At 72.4% G+C, this 20,018-nt stretch carries 15 protein-coding genes; 9 read left to right on the top strand and 6 right to left on the bottom strand.

Translation table 11 applies throughout. The features are described from left to right. The first annotated feature begins 16 nt into the window (after positions 1–16). Both WMF20_RS24600 and WMF20_RS24595 read left to right on the top strand, forming a co-directional pair. Entirely contained in the window at positions 17–829 is an 813-nt protein-coding gene (locus WMF20_RS24600; RefSeq protein ID WP_437617041.1) for a HugZ family protein, read from the top strand. Positions 830–1,045: 216 nt separating this feature from the next. Beyond that, on the top strand, positions 1,046–2,128 hold the full coding sequence (locus WMF20_RS24595) for a hypothetical protein (RefSeq protein ID WP_437617040.1): 1,083 nt from the start codon (positions 1,046–1,048) through the stop codon (positions 2,126–2,128). Positions 2,129–2,175: 47 nt separating this feature from the next. On the opposite strand, the gene WMF20_RS24590 is transcribed toward WMF20_RS24595, so the two are convergent. After that, the gene (locus tag WMF20_RS24590) at positions 2,176–3,462 is read right to left on the bottom strand and encodes a PAS domain S-box protein (protein WP_437617039.1); all 1,287 of its coding nucleotides are present in this window, start codon (positions 3,460–3,462) and stop codon (positions 2,176–2,178) included. A gap of 499 nt (positions 3,463–3,961) precedes the next feature. Between WMF20_RS24590 and WMF20_RS24585 the strand changes: the two genes are divergently transcribed. The 3 genes from WMF20_RS24585 (at position 3,962) to WMF20_RS24575 (ending at position 6,490) form a co-directional block, all read left to right on the top strand. Continuing rightward, a complete protein-coding gene (locus WMF20_RS24585) occupies positions 3,962–4,237 on the top strand; it encodes a hypothetical protein (protein WP_437617038.1) in 276 nt (91 codons plus the stop codon). A 44-nt stretch (positions 4,238–4,281) separates the two neighbouring features. Beyond that, positions 4,282–5,181, top strand: coding sequence for a PAS domain-containing protein (locus WMF20_RS24580; protein ID WP_437617037.1), 900 nt, complete (start codon positions 4,282–4,284; stop codon positions 5,179–5,181). 220 nt (positions 5,182–5,401) lie between these two features. Continuing rightward, the gene (locus WMF20_RS24575; RefSeq protein ID WP_437617035.1) at positions 5,402–6,490 is read left to right on the top strand and encodes a lysylphosphatidylglycerol synthase domain-containing protein; all 1,089 of its coding nucleotides are present in this window, start codon (positions 5,402–5,404) and stop codon (positions 6,488–6,490) included. A 262-nt stretch (positions 6,491–6,752) separates the two neighbouring features. Here the strand turns inward: WMF20_RS24575 and WMF20_RS24570 are convergent, their stop codons facing one another. After that, the gene (locus tag WMF20_RS24570) at positions 6,753–7,343 is read right to left on the bottom strand and encodes a DUF1801 domain-containing protein (RefSeq protein ID WP_437617034.1); all 591 of its coding nucleotides are present in this window, start codon (positions 7,341–7,343) and stop codon (positions 6,753–6,755) included. Between the two features lie 391 nt (positions 7,344–7,734). Here WMF20_RS24570 and WMF20_RS24565 point away from each other — a divergent pair, with 391 nt between their 5' ends. The 3 genes from WMF20_RS24565 to WMF20_RS24555 all read left to right on the top strand — a co-directional run bounded on the left by WMF20_RS24565 (position 7,735) and on the right by WMF20_RS24555 (position 12,715). Continuing rightward, positions 7,735–8,070: a hypothetical protein gene (locus WMF20_RS24565; protein WP_437617033.1), complete on the top strand. Its 336-nt coding sequence runs from the start codon at positions 7,735–7,737 to the stop codon at positions 8,068–8,070. 23 nt (positions 8,071–8,093) lie between these two features. Beyond that, the gene (locus WMF20_RS24560) at positions 8,094–9,011 is read left to right on the top strand and encodes a DMT family transporter (protein ID WP_437617032.1); all 918 of its coding nucleotides are present in this window, start codon (positions 8,094–8,096) and stop codon (positions 9,009–9,011) included. A gap of 446 nt (positions 9,012–9,457) precedes the next feature. After that, a complete protein-coding gene (locus tag WMF20_RS24555; RefSeq protein ID WP_437617031.1) occupies positions 9,458–12,715 on the top strand; it encodes a protein kinase domain-containing protein in 3,258 nt (1,085 codons plus the stop codon). A gap of 21 nt (positions 12,716–12,736) precedes the next feature. Here the strand turns inward: WMF20_RS24555 and WMF20_RS24550 are convergent, their stop codons facing one another. After that, positions 12,737–14,386: a hypothetical protein gene (locus WMF20_RS24550; protein ID WP_437617030.1), complete on the bottom strand. Its 1,650-nt coding sequence runs from the start codon at positions 14,384–14,386 to the stop codon at positions 12,737–12,739. Positions 14,387–14,543: 157 nt separating this feature from the next. Here WMF20_RS24550 and WMF20_RS24545 point away from each other — a divergent pair, with 157 nt between their 5' ends. Continuing rightward, entirely contained in the window at positions 14,544–15,929 is a 1,386-nt protein-coding gene (locus tag WMF20_RS24545) for a sigma 54-interacting transcriptional regulator (RefSeq protein WP_437617029.1), read from the top strand. Between the two features lie 30 nt (positions 15,930–15,959). Here the strand turns inward: WMF20_RS24545 and WMF20_RS24540 are convergent, their stop codons facing one another. The 3 genes from WMF20_RS24540 to WMF20_RS24530 form a co-directional block, all read right to left on the bottom strand. Continuing rightward, positions 15,960–16,727 carry a hypothetical protein gene (locus tag WMF20_RS24540; RefSeq protein WP_437617028.1) on the bottom strand — a complete coding sequence of 256 codons (768 nt, stop codon included), beginning with the start codon at positions 16,725–16,727 and terminating at the stop codon, positions 15,960–15,962. A 468-nt stretch (positions 16,728–17,195) separates the two neighbouring features. Continuing rightward, positions 17,196–18,983, bottom strand: coding sequence for a hypothetical protein (locus WMF20_RS24535; protein WP_437617027.1), 1,788 nt, complete (start codon positions 18,981–18,983; stop codon positions 17,196–17,198). Between the two features lie 183 nt (positions 18,984–19,166). Beyond that, positions 19,167–19,994 carry an alpha/beta hydrolase gene (locus tag WMF20_RS24530; protein WP_437617026.1) on the bottom strand — a complete coding sequence of 276 codons (828 nt, stop codon included), beginning with the start codon at positions 19,992–19,994 and terminating at the stop codon, positions 19,167–19,169. Between the last annotated feature and the right edge of the window lie 24 nt (positions 19,995–20,018).

The raw sequence follows: 20,018 nt of genomic DNA, 5'->3' as shown, positions 1-20,018 counted from the left end.
GTGCTACCCGCACTCCATGTCGACCAGCGCAGACCACGGCCGTCCTGGCTCCGCCCCCGAAGCAGCGCCCTCTGTCCCGAACGCCCCGTCGCCGAGCCACGCCGAGCGCTGCCGCACCCTGGCGCAGCGGGCCCGCGCCGCCACGCTGTGCACGCTCGCGCGCGACCCGGCCGGCTATCCGTACGGGTCGCTCGTCACCGCCGCCGTGGACGCGCACGGGCGGCCGCTGCTGCTGCTCTCGGCGCTCGCTGAGCACACGGGCAACCTCAAGGTCCGCGCCGAGGCGTCGCTGCTCGTCGCCGAGCCCGCCGAGGGCCGGGCGGACCCGCTCGCGCTCGGGCGGATGACGCTGATCGGCCCGTGCCGCCCGCTCGACGGCGCCGAGGCGGCCGCCGCCCGCTCGGCCTTCCTCGCGGCGCACCCGCGCGCGTCGTACTACGTGGATTTCACGGATTTTTCCTTCTACCGGCTCGACCCCGTGTCGATCCGCTACGTCGGCGGCTTCGGCCGGATGTCGTGGGTCGACGCCGCCGACTACGCGGCCGCCGAGCCCGATCCGCTCGCGCCCGACGCCGCGCGCATCCTCGAGCACATGAACACCGATCACGCCGATGCCGTCCTCGCGTACGCGAAGGCCCTCGCCGGCATCAAGGACGCCACCGGCGCGACGATGACCTCGGTCGACCGTTACGGCTTCGAGCTCGACGTCATCACGCCGGCGGGGCCGAAGGCGACGCGGCTCGCGTTCGGCGCGCCGGTCTCCACGAGCGACGGGGTGCGCAAGGCGATGGTGGCGCTCGTGCGCGAGGCGCGGGGCCGCAGCGCCTGAGCGCCGCGCGCGAGGAGGGGCATCGCGCTGGCACCTCCGCGAGCGCGCCCGGCGGCGCGCCCGCGAGCGCGCCCGGCGGCGCGCCCGCGAGGCGGCGGCGCCGCCGCCATGGCGCCGCCACCGCCCGAGCGTGCCTCTTCGCCGAGAATATCCGCCGTACCGCGCTGATCTCGGCGCGCCGTTCCCCCGGCACGCGACCTGCCAATCGCGCGCCGCATGGGAAACGCCGACGTGACGCTGCGCCACATCGCCAGGAGGCGCCCTGGAGACCTGGCGCGCGCATTTGTCCCTGAGCGCCGGTCGGTCGAGGTCCTCGGCTGGGTCGACTCCCAGGTCACGAAGCTCGAGCGACGCCTCGACAAGGCGCTGCGCCTGCGTGTCGGCGGCGAGCTGCGCGTGCTGCACGTCGAGTTCTGCTTCTCGCTGCGCGACGACGTGCCGGACCAGGTCTTCGAGTACCTCGGCTCCCTCTTCACCGCGCTGCGCGCCGAGGCACGAGGGGAGCCGGTGCCGCCGATCGAGAGCGTGGCCGTGGTCCTCTCGGGCCGCAGGCGGCGCTTGCCCGCGATCGGCGCGCGCCGCACGGCGTGGCCGGGGCGGCGGTTCAGCGGCACGCACTTCCGGATCGACGCGGTCTACCAGCGCACCGTGGCCGAGCTCCGGGCGCGCGGCAGCGTGTTCTGGCTGGTGTTCGCGCCGCTCGCCCGGGACGCCACCGTGGCGGCGATGCGGGAGGTGGTCGAGGAGATCCACGCGCGGGCAGCGACCGGCGAGGAGCGAATCGAGCTATATACCGCGCTGCTGGTGATGGCAGCCATCGACCCCTGGGGACATAATCTGCGGGAGGAGCTCGCCATGCTGTTCGACGACAGGGAGAGGGAGACGGAGAAAAAGCTGCTCCGGAGCATTCCGATGATCGGCGAAATGATCATGGAGGCCGAGCGGCAAGCGGCTCAGAGAGCCGCGCAGAGAGCTGAGAAGAGGGGTGAAAAGCGGGGCGAGAAGAGGGGTGAAAAGCGGGGTGAAAGGCGGGGCGAGAAGCGGGGTGAAAGGAGGGGCGAGCAGAAGGGGGCGCAGAAGGCCATCGCGGAGCTGCTCGGCCGCCTCTTCATCCGGCGGGTCGGGCGCCGGCCGACCGCGGAGGAGGAGCGCTCGATCGTCGAGCGCGCGCTGGCGATCGGGCCGGCCGAAGTCGAGGATGCCTTGCTCGATCTCGACGCCGACGCGCTGGTGCGCTGGCTCGCCGAGCCGATCCGCCGGCGCGAGCCTCCCGAACGCGCAGGACGAGCGCGGTCATGATCGACGCATAGGGCGAAGATCCCGAACACCCGATCCTGCCGCGACCGTCACCCTCCGCGGCGGCGCGCGCCGCCCGGCCTGCTCCCGCGGCGCGAGCGCCCGAGCGCGTGGTGGAGCCCGCTCTGGAGCGAGCTCAGCGTGGCGATCCCCTGGAGATCGATGCCGATACCCACCATCGTCTGCGCGACCTCGGGGCCCACGCCGGTGAGGATGACCTCCGCGCCGAGCAGGTTGACCGCCTGGGTCGCCCGGATCAGCGCGTCCGCGATCTCGGCGTCCACCACCGGCACGCCGGTGACGTCGAGGATGACCGTGGCCGCGCGCTGCGCCACCACCCCATGCAGCAGCCGCTCCAGGAGCTGCTCGATGCGCACCCGATCGAGCCGCCCGACGAGGGGCATCACCAGGATCCCCGCGTCGAGCGGGATGAGCGGCGTCGACAGCTCGCGGATCGTCGCCTCCTGCGCGTGGATCATCTGCTCTTGAAGGGCCGCCCGCTCCACCTCGGCCCGCCGGAGCTCGGTCACGTCGTACCCCTCGGCGATCAGGAGGACGATCTCCCCCGACGCGTCGACGATCGGCTTCATCTTGAGGTCGAGCGCGGCCATGCGCCCGCCCGTCCCGTGGATCTCCAGCTCGCACGAGGCTCGCGCGCCCGACGCCGCCTCCTCCACGCACGCCTTCAGCCGCTCCTCCACGCCCGGCGCGCCGCCCCAGAACGGCGCGCGCCAGAGCGGCTCGCCGCGGCCCTGCTCGGGGCGAGCCCCGGTGAAATCGGCCATGGTCCGGTTGGACTCGAGCAGCTCTCCCCTCGGGGTGAGCAGGCTGATGAACATCGAGGTCTCGTCGAAGATCGCTCGAAACTTCTGCTCGCTCTCGCGCAGCGCCTGCTCGCGCCGCAGCTGCTCGGTCAGCGGGCGCGAGAAGGCCGAGAAGAACTGCTCGTCGCCGCTCCGGACGAGGTGAGAGCTCACCTCGACGTCGATCAGGCGGCCGTCCTTGTGGAGGTGCCTCGTGATGAAGCGGAGCGCCCCCTTCGCCCGGATCTCATCCATGATCGCGGCGGCCTCGTGCGGCGGCTGCGGGTCGATCTGGCCAATGTGCATCGTCAGGAGCTCGCTCCGGTCGTAACCCACGATGCTCGCGAAGGATGGATTGCAGTCGAGGATCTCGCCGTTCATCCCGAGGACGTGGAATCCCTCGACGGCCGCCTGCAGGATCAGCCGCGTCCGCTCCTCCCGGCGCCCGAGCTGCTCGTGCAGCCGGTCGATCTCCTTGCGCAGGCCAGCGTTCTCCACCCGGAGCCGCTCGATGCTGTCGTGATCTGTCGCCACTTCGCTCTTCCTTCCGTCTTCCCCGCCGGTGCCGCCGAGCCCTGCCGAGGCGGCTCTCCCCCCGCGCGCCGCGGCCCTGCAGGGACGATAGCCGATCTTGGTGCCTCACCCGGGCTCCCGCCGGCCCGCGCGCGCCCTTTCCGCCCGCGGCCGGCGCGGCGGACAACCTCAGCAGATCGGATGAGACCTGCGCGGCACGGCCCCCGCCACGGCCCAGCTGCGTGCGCCGCGCGGCGACGAGGCCCACCAGCGGCCGCGGCGCCGAGCGCGCGGCCGGCGCGCGACCCGAGCCGCACACCGCGCGGCACACCCCGGCGAGCCGCGACGCACCACCCACGCGGAGGCGCGCCCGCTCCACAGTGATGTGTGATCCAGATTACGCCTATTGAGTTCGAGTCAACGGGTGGGATGTACGTGCGATCACGCTGATTGTTGACACCTCCCGTGACAGCGAGTCCAATGTTTCCGCGAAGCGCGGCGATCAAGGAAACGCGAAGGCATGGGATCCTCGGACAGCACCCCTCGATGTGAGCGCGCCGGGCTGGTGGAGCTCCTCGGGCGGACGCTCGGCACCGCCGCGGCGGCGGAGATCGTCGACCGGCAGGGCGAGCGGCTCGGGCTGAGGGAGCCCATCTTGCCGCTCGAGGCCGCGTACGAGGTGCTCGACTCGCTGGCGGCGATGCCCGGCGTGATCGGCGCCGCGGCCTGCCTCGCGCGGACCGAGCTGCGCGTCGCTTCGGTCCGGCGCCGGCTGGAGCAGCGGAATCGGCGGTAACCCGGGGGCCCGCGGCGGGGCCGGAGTGAATCGAGAGGATCTTCATGTCTTCGGAACCAGCGAGTCGACCCATCCTCGTCGTGGACGACAATCCGGACATCCATGTGTTGATGGAGCGGATGCTCGTGCCCAGGCCGCTCCACGATCCGGAGATGGTCCGCGGGCTCCTGGCCCTCGAGTCGCGCCTGTTCGGCGCCGAGGCGCCCGAGGAGGCCCCCGACCTCCTCCATGGCCTCAGGTTCACCATCGAGTCGGCCCACTCGGGCATGGATGGAATCGCGCTCGTCAAGGCCAATCCGAGCCGGTATTTCCTCGCCTTCGTCGACATGCGGATGCCGCCGGGCATCGACGGCATCCAGACGATCAAGGGGATCTGGAGCGTCGCGCCGGACATCTACACGGTCATCTGCACCGCCTACTCGGACTACAGCTGGGACGAGATCGCGAGCGAGCTCGGGTGTCCGCCGAACCTGCTCATCCTCCGCAAGCCGTTCGAGGCCATCGAGGTCCGGCAGATCGCCACCACCATCGCCCGCATGTACGACTCGCTCTCCGGCGTGAGGACGTCGGTGAGCCAGCTGGAGGAAGAGCTGGTGATCGCGATGGAGAGCGTGTCGCAGCTCGAGGAGCGGTCGAGGGCGCTCCTCGCCGAGATCGCCGAGCCGTGCCTCCTGCTCGACAGCGCGGGGGAGATCCTCGGCGCGAACCCGAGCGCCCACGACCTCTTCGGCGTGGACGAGAAGCTCCTTTACGGGCGCGACGTCGCGTCGGTGCTCGTCGACGTGCAGGCCCCGCTCCCGACCGCCCGCGCGGTCGCGCGGAGCCGCCTCGTCAGCCCGCACAGCCGCGCGCTCGAGGCGAGCGTGACGCTGACCCCGCTCGGGTCGCAGCCTGGCGCGGGGGGCGAGTTCATCGCGCGGATCCGGGTGACCCAGGACGCGTGAGCGCGCCGCCGCCCCCGCCGGCGCGGCGCCGCCGGCGGCAGCCCCCGCCGGCGCGGAGCCGCCGGCGGCAAACAAACTCGATGTGTCGCGGCGGGGTTGCGCGCGCGTCATGAGGCCGCGACGCGCCCGAGCGCTCGGAGTTGCGCGCGTGTCATGAGGCCGCGACGCGCCTGAGCGATACGAGCACCCGCGCGGCCGACGGCCCGCGCGCGAGCGTGCGATGACCCTCCTTGCCCACGACAAGCCGCCTCCGCAGGCGAGAGCGCGCCCCGGCGCGGGCGCCCTCGCGCTGAAGTGGCTCGGGGTCGCGGTCGCCGCGGCCGCGCTCTGGAGCACGCTGCGCGGCGCGGATCTCCCGAGCGTCGCGGCGCTCCTCGCGTCGACGTCCGCGCCGATGATGGCGCTCGCCCTGATTCCCAACCTCGTCGCGCGGCTGCTCCAGGCCGAGGCGAGCCGGCGCGTCTTCGGCGCGCTCGCGCCGCCCGCGCCGTTCGGGCGGTACCTCTCGCTGACGCTGTCGACCGAGGCGCTCAACATGAGCGTCCCGGCCGGGGCCGCCCTCTCCGAGTCGGTCACGTTCTACCTGCTCCACCGGTGGTGCGGTGTCCCGGGGCCGCAGGGCATCGCCGGCATCGCGGCGCGCAGGTCGCTGATCCTCCTCGCCAACGCCGCCTACGTGGCGATCGCCCTGGCGCTCGGCTTCGGCCACCTGGAGCGCGCCTCGGGCCCGCTGCTCGGCGCGCCCGGGCTCCCGTGGCTCGTCGTCCTCTCCGGGCTCGGCCTGCTCGCCGCCGCGCTCGCGCTCGCGGGCGCGCTCCTCTCGGGCACGGTCGCGTCGCGGCTCTTCGCGCAGCTCAGGCGGCTGCCCGGCCGCCGCGTGCGGGCCTTCGTCGAGGCGAGGGCCGCGGGCTTCTCCGCGATCGATCGGCACGCGGCCGCGCTCGGGAAGCGGCGCGGCGCGCTCGCGGCGGCGGCGCTCCTGCTGCTCGCGATGTGGCTCGCCGAGGGGCTGGAGACGCTGTTCCTGCTCCGGCTGCTCCAGGTCGACGTCTCGCTCGCCGAGGTCCTGTCGTTCGAGGTCGTCCTCGCGCTCCTCCGCGCGGCCGCCTTCATGGTGCCGGCCGGGCTCGGCGTGCAGGACGCCGGCTACGTCGCCTTCCTCGGCGCGCTCGGCGTGCCCGCCGCGGCGACGGTCGGCGCCGCCTTCGTCCTCCTCAAGCGCGCCAAGGAGCTCGTCTGGATCGCCCTCGGCCTGCTCGTCTTCTTCGGCGGCCGCGCGGCCTTCCGCCCCGCGCCCGAGGCGGCCTGAGCCGGGCCGCCCGCGCGCGCCCGTTCCCGGCGAGGTGACAGGTACCTGCGTACCTGCGGCAGGTCTTGTATGCCCTCCGGCGGCCCGAGCGGGCGCGCGAGGCGGCGGCTCCCGCGGGAGTGAGCGCGTCTATCGATCTGCGTTATCTCTCCTTCTCTTCAGGCCGCTCGCGGCCCCCAGCGCCACCGGCAGCCCGAGCAGCCGGCCTATCGCATCATGAGCTCACATCACGCGAATCCCACGCGTCGGGCGCTCCAGAGAATCAGACCCATCGGATCCATTCTCGCAGGATGGCCTCCAGCGCAGACCGCTTGGCCTGGATGTCGTCTCCGTCGCTGAACGTCACGAGGCAGCGGTCCTTCGCGAGCCACTCCAGGAGACCCGCTGGGTCCGCGATCTTCACGCCGCTCGTTGCGGTCTCCTTCACCTTTGCCCCCATGTGGAGAACGAGCCGGACCCCCTCTTTGCCGCGCAAGTTGAACGTCGCGAAGTACTCCGTGGTCCGGAAGCTCGGCGCGTTCCACTTGATCCCCTCGCGGATCTCGGGGCTGGTGCCGAGGATGATCTGCCGAACGGCCTCGACGTCCTCCTTGCGCGGATGATCGAGCTCGCGCAGGAACGCGACCACGGCCTTGTCCTGCTGCGAGCTGCCAGGCTCGCGGGGGGCGGGCGCGTCCTTCCGCGTCTTCGCGCGCGGCTTGCTCGTTTTCTCGAGGGGGCTCGTCTTCGTTTTTCCAGGGGCCAAGGAGGCAGCTTCGCCGAGCGGCGACGCCTCGACAAGGCCCATCGGGTCCTCCTCGAGCGCCATGTTGGCGGCAGCGGGGCCGCTCAGGAAGGGTCGTGCACCTTCCATGCTCGCGGCCAGGACATCCACCCGGTCCGCTTCAGGTCTGCCCGCCGCCCCGGCGCCTTCGCTGGCATCGTTGCTCGCCGCTTGATATCGCGGATCGCAATCAGCTCCGCAGCGACCCTGCGCGCCGACGCCGCGCACATCCCTTTTATCCTCGACATGATGGAGGACTTCAACGCCGGCGAGGAGATCCCGTGGGATCGCGGCGCGATCGAGGCGAGCCTCCGGCGGCTGCTCGCCGGCGCCTCGGGTCATGATGACCAAGGAGCTCGCGGCCCCCGAGGCGCGGTCCGGCGGGTGAGCGCCGGAGGGCACCTTCCGGCGGGTTGCGCGCCGGGCTAGCATCGCTGCCCGAGAGGCCACGCTCCTCGCCGGCGAGACGCTGGCGCGCTGGATGGAGGCGCTCCCCGGAACGGGCGCCGCCGCGCCGGCCGAGGCGGTGCGGCTCGTCGAGGCGGTCGGCGCCGCGGTCGACAGGGCGCACGCGGCCGGCGTCGTGCACCGGGATCTGAAGCCGGAACCGATCCAACCGGTCCAGGAACCGATCCAACCGGTCCAGGAACCGATCCAACCGGTCCAGGAACCGATCCAACCGGTCCAGGAACCGATCCAACCGGTCCAGGAACCGATCCAACCGGTCCAGGAACCGATCCAACCGGTCCAGGAACCGATCCAACCGGTCCAGGAACCGATCCAACCGGTCCAGGGCCGAGCCCTGGTCCCGGCCTGAGCGGCGCCCTAGTCTGCGCGGCGATGGACCCCGCCGCCGCCCGCGATCAGCGCATCGCCCAGATCCTGCTCTTTCTCACGCCCGCCATGTTCGCCGCCAACACGGTGCTGGCGCGCGCCACCGCCGACTTCATCCCGCCGGTGGCGCTGGCCGAGCTGCGCTGGTCCGGCGTCGTGCTGCTGCTCTTGCCCTTCTGCGGCGCCGAGCTCCGCCAGCGCCGCGACGCGCTGGCCCGCGAGTGGCGCGGCCTGCTCGTCCTCGGCCTGCTCGGCATGGGCATCTGCGGCGCCGGCGTGTATCTCGCCGCGGCCACCACCACGGCGACCAACATCGGCCTGCTCTATTCCTTCTCGCCGATCGGCATCATCCTGCTCTCGCGCGCCATGTTCGGCGAGCGCTTGACCCTGCGCCAGTCGCTCGGCGCGGCGCTGGCGCTCGCCGGCATGCTGGTCATCGTGCTGCGCGGCGATCCGGCGACGCTGCTCCGCTTGAGCTTCACCACGGGCGACCTGCTGATCCTGATCGCCGCCATGTCCTGGGCGCTCTACACCGTGCTGCTGAAGCGCTGGCCCAGCGCCCTCGGGGTCAACGCCCGGCTGACCGCCATCGCCGCGGCCGGGGTGATCGTGATGCTGCCCCTCCTCGCCTGGGAGCTGGCCGTGAAAGGCCCGCCGGCCTTCGATGCCCGCACGGTGGCGGCCGTCCTGACCCTGATCGTCGTGCCGGGCGCCGGCGCCTATGCCGCCTACAGCTATGTCACCAAGCACCTGGGCCCGAGCCGCACCGGGCTGATGCTCTATCTCTCGCCCATCTACACCGCCGCCATGGCGTGGCTGTTCCTCGGCGAGGCCTTCGCGGCCCACCACTGGATCGGCGCGGCCCTGGCCGTGCCGGGGCTGTACCTCGCCACCCACAAGCCGGCGCCGCCCGAGACGCGCTGATCATGCCCGTGCCGGCGCGGCCTCCTTGCGCGGCCGCCCGGCGGCGCTGGGTCCCGCGGGCGCAGCGCGCGCCGCTCGCCGCCTCGGCGAGCGTGGTCCTCGACCCGTCAGCGCGAATTACGTCTTAAGCGGCCATGCATTCGCGATCGCCTGTTATGTGGACATCTATGTTCCAGTAGAGTGCCCGCGCCATGATGTCTCCGTGGATCATGCAGATCCCCAGGCAGTCGAGGTTCGGGGAGGTCGACTCGCTTTCCGCCCTGTTGGCTGCAGCCCGGAGGGCCTTGAAGAAGGCTTCGAGCTTCGATTGTTCCGATTCCGACCTCAATCCCGCGCAGGGGCAACCGCAGCAAGGCGCGCGACTGTGGACGTGGGGGGACATCGTGGCGTGAAAACGTGGACCACGGCAGGAGCGCCAAGGTATCCTTCCCCCGAGGTCTTGCGCGATGTCCGTCGAGGTGGTCGAGGGGGCAATCTTCGCCGGCCGTTACCGGCTGATTCGCCGCCTCGCCGCGGGCGCCATGGGCGCGGTGTACGAGGCGCTCCACCTCGGGACGGATCGCCGGTGGGCGCTCAAGGTGATGCTCTCCCACATCATCGAGCGCCCCGAGCTCCGGAGGCGGTTCGAGCTCGAGGCGCGGGTGACCGCGCCCATCGAAAGCCCGTACATCGTGGAGGTCTTCGACGCCGGGGTCGACGACGCGACCGGGGCGCCGTTCCTCGTCATGGAGCTGCTCCGCGGTGAGGAGCTCGGCCGATGTTTGCGGCGCGTGGGGCGGTTCTCGCCCGAGGAGACGCTCGCGTGCCTGCACCAGGCCGCGCTCGCGCTCGACAAGACGCACCGGGCGGGGATCGTCCATCGCGATCTCAAGCCGGCAAACCTCTTTCTGAGCGTGCGCGAGGACGGCGAGCGGCGCATCAAGATCCTCGATTTCGGCGTGGCGAAGCTCATCGCCGAGGGCACCGCCGGCGGGGGCGCGACCCAGACCGTGGGGACGCCGCTCTACATGGCGCCCGAGCAGTTCCGGGCCCGGCGCGTCTCGGCGGCGACGGACATCTACGCGCTCGGGATGATGGCCTATACGTTCCTCGTGGGCGAGGCGTACTGGGCCGATGAAAAAAAGGAGGAAGGCAACCTCGTCGCCTTCGCGCTCGACGCGGCGTATGGCCCGGTGGAGCCGGCGAGCGCGCGCGCAGCCAGGAGAGGCGCCTCCCTGCCCGGCGGCTTCGATGCATGGTTCGCGCAGGCGACCGCTGTCGATCCGGACGCGCGATTCGCCACGGCGACCGCGGCCGTGCGCGCGCTCGGCGACGCGCTCGGGATTGGCGACATGGCTCGCGTCGACCTGCCTCGTCCCGCCGTCGCCAACGTGGAGGAATCCGAAGCGAACACGGTGGCGGCCGCGGAAGGGGACGGCGTCCTCGAGGCGGGCGGGGCGCGCCCTGGATCCGCTCGGGTCACTTCGGGAGAGACCGAGTCCGCATTCCCCGAGGGCTCGGCGGCGACACGCTCGATGTCGGGCGTCGCGCCTGCGGCTCCCGCCGGAGCGGGCGGACTGGCGGCGCCTGGAACATCGGCGCCCCCGCCGCGCGCGCCGCCGCCGCCCGGTCGACGTCGAACGGTGGGGATCGGGCTGCTCGCCCTGACGGGCGGCTTGCTCCTCGTGGTCGCCGGCGCATCGGTCCTCGATCGGCCGACGCACGCACGCGCGGTGCCTCCTTCCGCCTCCGCCGCGGCCTCTCCCGCCTCGCCGGTGCGATCGGCGTCCTCGGTGCTGGCGTGTCCGCCCTTCGTCGCGTCGGGCGTCGATGCGCCCACGGGCTGGCTGGGCGCTGCTGCGGCGTCGCTCTTCTGCGAACGAGCGCGCGTCGTGCTGGGGGGGTCCTCGGGGCGGACGCTCGTCCCCGCCGAGCTCCTGGCGCTCCCGGCGCAGCCCGTGGACGGGTTCCCCGAGGATCCCTACGCCGCCCCCGGAGCGCGCGCGAAGGCGATCGAAGAAGCACACCGGCGAGCGGCCGCCTACGTCGACGGCGATGTCGTCCGGGAGGGCTCTGGCTTCCGGATGACGGTCACGCTCCGCCGCCCCGACGGGGCCGAGATCGATCGCGCCGTGGGCGCCGGGCGTGCGCTCTACGAAGCCGTGAGGGACGCGATGAGCCCTCTCGCCGAGCGGGGCGCGCTCCCGGCGGCGCCCTCCCTCGACGCCGCGATGGCCGATTTCTCGCGCGCCCGCGACGTCGGCGGCGCCCTCGTGCTCTTCGACCTCGCCGCGGCCATGAGCAACAACGCGGGCGGGCTCCCGGACGAGTGCTCCCGCGTCGCGGCGAGGAGCGCCGATCTCGCGGAGCTGGGGCGCGCCGAGGGCCGCCATTGCGCCTACACGCTCGGCCTTCCGCTCCCGGAGGTGGAGCTGCCTCCGCGCAGCGATCCTGCCTCCTCGGGCGAGCTCGCCGCGCGCGCCCGCGTCGAGCACGTGGCCCTGCGCAGGGACGATCCGGCCACGATCGCCGAGCTCGAGGGCCGTTTCGCGCGCGAGGCCGCGCCGCTCGGGCGCTCGACGCTCGCCACGACCCTCTCGTGTCTCCTTCAATCGCCCGACCCGAAGCGGGCCGCGGAGATGGCCCTGCTCGCGGTGCACGCGGATCCGAGGAACCCGATCGGCGAGGGCTGCGCGCCCTGGCTCCAGCTCCTGTCGGTGACGTATGGCACCGCGAGCGCAGGGGCGACGCTGCGCGCGATGCAGGCCTGGGTGCCCTGGAACAGCTATGGCTGGCTGTTTCAGGCGAAGGTCCCGGGCGACAAGGCGGCTGCGCTCGCGGTCGCCCGGCGCGCCTATGTCCTCTCGCCCCTCGACACGACCGTGGCCGGCACCCTCGCGGACGCGCTGCTCGTCTCCGGCGCGCGCGAGGAGGCGCGAGGCGTCGCGGTCGCGCTCGCGATCGGGGGGTATCCCGTGCACCGCGCGGGGAGCGACTTGCTCCTCGTGCGCATCGAGGCGAGCGAGGCGCGGTTCGGCGCCGCGCTCGCGCGCGCGAGGCGCGCCATGGTCGTCTCCGCGGACGACGCCGGCTGGCTGCGCGTGCAGCGCCTCGAGGTCGCCTGGCGCGCGCTGCAGATCGCGCTCGTCCTCGGCCGCGCGCACGAGATCGCCGATCTCGTCGTGGAGCGGTTCCTCGATCCCGAGCCTCCTCCGCTCGACGGCGCGTACCTCGACGTCCCGCTCCGGCTCCCCGCGATCTGCGCGCACGCCTCGCCCGCCGTCTCGCGCCGCTGCTTCACCCGGTTCCGGGAGCTCCGGGGGCGCCTGTCGTACAGCGCCCTCCCGGACGCGGACGCCTTCACCGACGGCGCCGAGCGTTATGCGAAGGGGGACCTCGCGGGCGCTGCGCGAGCATTCCGGCCTCTGCTCCGGACGCCGGGGCCGTTCGTCGAGGTGCTTGCCGAGCCGATGGTGGAGACGTTCGAGCGCACGGGAGAGGCCGAGCTCGTCGCGCGGCTGGAGGCGGCGATCGCCGATCGCTCTTCGGAGCTCAACGGGGCGAGCCTCGCGCTGGTGCGCGCCGCGCGCCGCGCGGCCCGGCGGGGGGAGGACGACCGGGCGCGGGCTCTCGCGACGCAGGTGCTCGACGCGTGGTCGGTGGCGGATGAGACGGTGCCCGCGGTGGCGGAGATGCGGCGGCTGGTCGAGGCGCCGGCGCGGTGAGCGAGGGTCCGGGGGCGCGGGTCAGTCGCAGGTCTTCCCGCACACGGACTCGACCTCGCTGACGCAGGTCTTGTCCCAGCCCGTGCTGCAGCAGTAGGGATCCTCGTTGCAGATGAGCTTCACGCAACCCGAGGAGGTGAGGGGAGGGACGTCGCAGCTCGAGGTGAGCGCATCACCTTCTGTACAGAGCGCGTGGCTGCAGCTCCCGATGCGGCACATCAGGTTGTTCGCCACGCTCTGGACCTCGCTGACGCAGAGGCCGTCCCACTCCGTGTTGCAGCAGTAGGGATCGGCGGCGCAGACGCTCGTCACGACGGAGCTGCACCCATCGGGGAGCGCCGCGCCGGGCGTGCACTCGTCGTGCGGGGTGCACACGATCGCCGAGCTCGCCGGGTCCCTGGAGAGATCGCGGTGATCGTTCAGAAAGACGGTGACCCCGTTCCACGCGCGACCACCACCCTCGCAGTTTCGGTACGTCTCCTCGGGAGGCGCGCTCAGCCCTGCCCCGCAGACGTCGAGACAGGCGGCGCGTCCGCCGATCGCGTCGCAGCTCTCCAGGTCGTTCGGGTTCGCGCAGAGCCGATCCGTGACGTACGTTCCGCCCGTCCGCCAGATGTCGCTGTGACAGACGTATCCGAGGTCGTCGCTCGATCCCGTGAAGATGTCGCCATAAAACGAGCCTTCGGGATAGGTGAACACCTGCTGCTCGTTCGCGGGATAGGTGACGTTCGCGCCGGAACCCACGATGTCGTCGTCCTCAACCGAGCCATAAGGGAATTTACCCACCATGACGCTGAAGTACCGATGGTGGGGCTGCCCCCTCGGGTGAGCTCCCTCGTCGTCGGGGCACGCGAACGTGATCGGGGTGTCTCCCCAGGTGAACTGGTCCACGAAGCCCGCGTACGGCGGAGAACCGGGGAAGCCCAGGTCCGCTTGGCCAAGCTCGCACGCGTGGATGCCGTCGCACACGCGCACGCTGACCCATGCGTTCCGCTGCAGCGTCACCTGGGTGCCCTGCTCGCAGATCCCCACGAAATGCGGTCGCCAGTTGCAGGTGTCAGGGACGCCTGCCATCGGGAGCGGGCAGCGGTCGACGCTCCGGATCCTCGTCTTGTCGCGCAGATCGCTCCGTGTCCTCACCTTCGGCGAGGGCTCGTGGTCGCCGGGGACGTGGATCGAGATGGGGACCTGCCTGCCGAGCGCGTTCATCCGCGCAAGGACGCAGGCCGAGACGAGCTCGAGACAATCGCTCGTGGGCAGGGTGTCCGACCAGCTTGGACAAAGGTGGAAGTTGCCCCTCCATGCGATGCCGTATCCATCGGGCAGCACGCTCTGCGTCGAATCGAGCGCGCATGAGACGATCTCCGCCATGAGGTTCTCGGCTGCCGTGACCGTCCCCGTGTAGAAGAGATCGGCGAAGCTTTGCTGATTCAGTATCGCGCTGATCCCCGCGTCGCTGAGCGTCGTGGTCTTCAGCGCCGACAGGAGCGCCACGTTGACCTTGGCCGCGTCCGGATGCAGCCCGTTCTGAGGCATCTCGAACCTCGGGTCGCGCAAGGGCTGCCGCGTCGAGGCGGTAACGTCGTCTTTCAGCACATCTTCAGACCCGCACGCCAGGGCGATGGCGGCGGACACGAGGGCGAACGAGGTGATGGCGGGTCGAAAGCTCATGCCCCGCTGCATTACAAGACCCATGCCGCCCCCGTCGAACGCCCTTCCGGGCTCTCGGCCTGCGCGGCGCAGGTTGCAGGTTGCACCCCCTGTTGCGCCGAGCGCCCCGTTGCGCGCCGGCGACGCCCGTTCGGAGATGGTGTATGTAAATAATGCGATGATCGACGGTCCGGATACCGGGACGCTCTCCTCCACCGAGGAGCTCAAGGAGAGCGGCGACGCCCACCATCGCCCCCACCTGTTCCTCGTCCTCGAGGCGCACCGCCCGCTCGCCCTCCCCGTGCGTTTCTCGCTCGCGGAGCTCGACGAGCTCGCCATCGGCCGCGGGACCGCCCGCGAGATCGAGGCGGCGGCCGGCGCTCGCCGGCTCACGGTTCGCACCGACGATCGCCGCATGTCCTCGACCCACGCGCGCCTCGGCAAGCTGCTCCAGCGCTGGGTCCTCGACGACCTCGGGTCCAAGAACGGCACGCTGGTCGACGGCGTTCGAACGACCCGGGCCGAGCTCGACGACGGCGACCTGATCGAGCTCGGGCAGACCTTCTTCCTCTACCGGGAAGCCATTCCCTGCGATCCGAGCGATCCTCCCGTGCTCGACCGGGCTGTCTTGCGTCCGGAAGCCCCGGGCCTCGCGACCGTGCTCCCTCAGCTCCATCGCGTGTTCGAGCGGCTCGTCCCCATCGCGCGCTCGACGGTCTCGGTGATCCTCGAAGGCGAGACCGGCACCGGCAAGGAGGTGATGGCGCGCGCCCTCCACGCGCTCTCGCAGCGGACCGGCGAGTTCGTCGCCGTCAACTGCGGCGCGCTCCCGAAGGACCTCGTGGAGGCCGAGCTCTTTGGCCACAGGAAGGGCGCTTTCTCGGGCGCGACGGAGGATCGCCTCGGCCTCGTCCGCAGCGCCGACCGGGGTACGCTGTTCCTCGACGAGATCGGCGATCTGCCGGCGCCGGCGCAGGCGGCCTTGCTCCGGACCCTCCAGGAGCGCGAGGTCCGCCCGATCGGCGGCACGCGCTCGATCGCGGTCGATCTCCGGGTGATCGCGGCGACCCACCGGTCCCTCGAGCGGATGGTCGAAGGCGGCGCGTTCCGCGGCGATCTCTGGAACCGCCTCGCCGGCCACAGGGTCGAGCTTCCCCCGCTCCGCGCGCGCCGGGAGGACCTCGGCCTGCTCACAGGCGCGATCCTCGCCCGCCTCCCGCCGGAGCACGCCGCGCGGGTCCGGATCCACCCGCGCGCCGCGAGGGCGATGCTCCGCCATGACTGGCCGGGGAACGTGCGGGAGCTGGAGAAGTGCCTCGGGACAGCGGTCGTGCTCGCGGGGGAAGAAGGGCAGGTGGAGCTGGAGCACCTCTCCCCCGCGGTGCAGCGCGCGCTGGAAGGGCCGATGGCCGAGGACGCCGCGCGGCGGGAGGAGCTCGTCCGGCTGCTCGGCGCGCACAAAGGGAATATCACCGCCGTGGCGAGCGAGATGGGCAAGGCGCGGATGCAGATCCAGCGCTGGCTCAAGCGGTATGGGATCGACGCGGAGCGATTCCGGAGATGACCGCGCTCCCGACCGGCGGCGGGCGCGACGTCAGTTGCAGCTCTTGCCGCAGACGCTGGCGACCTTGCTGACGCAACGGCTGTCCCAGGCGTCCGTGCAGCAGGACGAGTCGACCGCGCAGATGCTCGCGACGCAGTTGGCCTGGGCCGCGTCGCAGCCCGAGGTCAGCGCGGCGCCGGTGGTGCAGGGCGCGTGCGCGCAGGAACCACCGCCGCAGGCCAGGCTGTTGGCGATCGTGCGCACCTCCGTGACGCAGAGGCTATCCCAGCTTGTGTTGCAGCAGTAGGCATCCGCGTTGCAGACGCTCGCGATCGTCGGGCTGCACTCCTTGGCGAGCGGCGCACCGGTCGTGCACTTGTCGTGCGAACAACGGTTTTCTTTCTGCTCGATCCGATAGAAGCAATCCCCACAATTCAAAGTGGCGGCGTCGAAGATGTTCACCTTGACACGGCAGTCCCGAGCGTCGTTCGACGCCCAGCCCACCGCATGGCAGCTCCCGTTCCCGCCGTTCCACACCTCGTGGGAATCACGCACGTAACCTGGTCCGCAGTCGCCACCTACGACGAGATCGAAGCTCCTCGCTCCCCCGAGGTTGCCGCAGTGATGGACCGAAGAATAGTAGGCGGTGATCTCTTGTTGCGCCTCGGCCACGTCCTCCGCGGGATCGTCGGCCTCATCGGACCCGCCCAGCTCGGGGTCTCCAGCGGCGCTCTCCGCGTCCACGGCGCAACCGACCGCGAGCGAGAACACAAGAGCAAGCGCGCCGCCGAGGGCGCTCCGGCAGGTGATGCTGGTCATCGTATCTCTCCGAAATGAAGGTTGTAGTTCGAGCCGCCCGTGCGGGTTCGCTCGGACGCGTGCACCAGAGAGTCCCCCGTGCAGCGCGACTGCACCGGGACAATCAGCAATGCACGTGCCACTCGGGATGAGCGGGACCATCCGCGCTCGCGGGCGGGGACGGCGCTCGTCCGCCCGGGGAGGTCACGGGTCGAGCGCCTGTCGCTCGCAGCGAACGAGCCGCGAAAGGAGCCGCAGCGCGGCGGCGCAACAGCGCAACAGCGCTCGCGGGGCCCGGCGTCGCCGCGGCAGGCGGCGGGGAGCGGCCCTTTCCCCGGGCAGATGCAGGGGTGCCACAAGGACTGCCACGCCTGCAACCTCGGGGCGCGGCACAGGCGCTCCCGGACACCTCGTCGCTCCGCTCGATCGAGCGCCGGGGCTCGATGTGCCGTGTCGAGGCGGGCGGCGCGATCTACCGCTCGGAAGAGCTCAGAGGAACCCGAGCGGCCCCGGCGACCACGGCAGCTCCACCGCCTCGCCGATCGCGGGCAGCGCGACGCGGCGGAGCCCCCCGTCGCGCCACGCGAGGAGCACGAGCCCTGGATCCTCGAGCGGCGCGCCCAGATCGATCTCGAGCCGCGAGGGCCTCCCGTCCTCGACCTCCGCGACCCGGATCGTGGCGCCGCACTGGCGGACCTCGTAGCCCGGCGGGATCGGCGCCGACGGCGCGCGGTAGAGGGTCTCGAACGCCCCGAGCAGCATGGTGCGGCCGAGGGGCGCGAGGGTGAACGAGGACGGGCCGGTGCGCGTGAGGCGGTGCGGCGCCTTGGCCGTCGAGAGCATCGACCAGCACGAGAAGACCTCGGGCGACTCCAGGGCGAGGACCGCCTGAGGATAGATGGACGCCATCGGATCCGAGGAGGCGGCGAGGAAGACCCGCTTGCGGGGCGGCGCCCCGATCTCGGCGGTGCGGGCGATCTGCTCGAGCTTCCGCGCGGCGTCCGCGTTCGACACGGTGGCGAAGAGGAACATGGGCGGCGCGAGCGCGACGTGCACGACGCCGAAGAAGCCCGCGCCGGCGCGGCGGGCCCGCGACGCGAGCCCGGGCGACGGGCCCGGGCGGAGCCCGCGCAGGATGAGAACGGCGAGGAGCGGCGCGATCCCGAGGTTCGGCAGCATCAGGACGCGCGACCCCGGGAAGCCGCCGACGGTCGTGATGAGCGTGAGGAGCGCCCCGGGGACGAGCCAGCGCAGGGCGGCGCGCTCGCGCTCGGGGATGGCGGGCAGGCAAGCGCGGTAGAGCAGGGCGACGCCGGCGGTCGCCGCGAGGCCGACGGCGATGAAGGCGCCCACGGGGAGCGCGGCAGAGAACTCGGCGGGCACGCTCACGAGGGCGTTGGCGATCAGGGCGGGCAGGCGCACCGCCGCCGTGGCGGCGAACCGGAGCGGGTTGGAGAGCGGGTCGACGTAACCGCCGGTGTGCGCGGCGCCGCCGCCCACCGCCTTGTAGGCGGCGAAGTACACGAGGAGGCCGAGCGCCGGGAGCGCCGCGATCGTCCGGGCGCGAACGCCGGCCGCGCGGCCCGGCGGCACGGGGCCGGCGAGCTGGTAGGCGATCCAGTACGCCGCCCCGCCGAGGGCCGCCTCGCCGCCGAGGAGCCCGATCCCGAGCCCGAGCGGGCCCAGGTACCGCCCGGGCCGCCAGCCCTCGTCGCGGTAGCGGAGATACGCCAGGAGCCCGAGCACCACCGGGAGCGCCGTGATCAGGAAGTGCTGGCAGGAGATCCAGCCGGCCGGCTGCATGTGGCTCGCGCTCACCGCGAAGATCAGCAGCGCGAGCGCCGCGGTCGCGCGCGGGAGCACCCGCAGAAAGAGCCTGCCGGCGGCCGCGACCACCGCGATGTACAGCGCGATGGAGACGAGGTGGTACCCGAGCGGGGCGTGGCCGAAGGCGGCGCGCTCGAGCGTGATCAGCGCGCTCGTCAGGGGGCGGACGAGGTGGAGCCGGAGCTCGGGATCCGTCCACCACGGCATCCCGGTGAGCGCGATGTTCGCCCGCGTCTCCTGCGGGTCGCCGCTGACGAATTGGTAAAGATCGTACCAGGGAGGCGAGCCGGGGATCAGCTCCGCGAGATAGCACAGCAGGAGGTAGTCATCGCTGTAGAAGCCGACGATCACCGTGAACGCCGCCAGGGCGAGCGCGAGGAGCAAGACGGTGTCGAAGAAGCGAGGATGGCAGAGCCACCGCTCGAAGCGATGGGAAGGGGCCGGTTCCATTCGACGCTGCGACATAGGGCACGCGCGGCGCGCCGTATAGATCGACGCCGCGCGTCCCGCGCCGCGGCGCCGCGCCCCTGCTCCCTCGCTCGAGTCTCTCCGATAGACTTCGAGGTCGAGCGGACCGCGGCGTCCGGGCAGCTCCTCGCCGCGGCGGAAGACGAGGGGCGAGTCGGGCGGCCGTCACCGCATCTCCGCGGCGGCGCCGCGGATGAGCTGCAGGAGGTCGCGCCGCATGTCGCCGGTCACCGTGTGGCCGACGCCCGGGTAGCTCTCCAGCCTCGCCCTGACGCCGCGCCCGGCGAGCGCCGCGATCGCGTCGCGCGTCGGGCCGAACGGCACGCGCCGATCGGCGTCGCCGTGCAGCGCGACGAGCGCCGGGGCCGCCGGATCCGCCGCGCTCGCGCCGGACAGCACCGCGGGGGGGACCCAGCCGCTCACGGGGAAGGCGGCGCTGACCACGCGCGGGTGGTGCAGGGCGAGCGCGAACGTGAGCGCGCCGCCCTGGGAAAAGCCGGTCACGATGGCCTTGCCCCGCGTCGGCCGCTCGGCGGAGATCCGCTCGATCGTCGCCGCGAGCGCGGCGGCTGCGCGCAGGATGCCCTGTCCCACGGCGTCGCTCGCGAGCGCCTGCTGGAGCGGAAACCACGAGTAGCCGTCGCCGTACGGCGCGAGCCCGCGCGGCACGACGAGGCGCGCCTTGACGTCGGCGCCCGACAGGAGCCCCGCGAACGACTCGGGCCTGTCGCCGAGCCCGTGAATGGCGACGATCAGGGGGAGCGCCTCGCTCCTGTCCGCGCCGCCGGTGATCTCCTCGAGGAACTCGACCTCCGCGGGCGCCGCGGCGGCCGGCGCGCTCGCGGCCGGCGCCTGCTTTGCGGGGCCCGCCGGGGCGCCCCCCGAGGGCGGCGCCGCCCTCCGCTCGCAGCCAGCGACGGCCGCGAGCGACGCGAGGGCGAGCGCCGACCAGGTGGAGACGGGCCGAGCGCGGTAGGTGCGCATGAGCGGCATACCCGAGTCGTCCCCCTGCCGGCC

The sequence above is a fragment of the Sorangium sp. So ce834 genome (assembly GCF_051521425.1).
GTDB lineage: Bacteria > Myxococcota_A > Polyangia > Polyangiales > Polyangiaceae > Sorangium > Sorangium cellulosum_D.
This window is presented reverse-complemented; position numbering and strand designations above follow the sequence as displayed.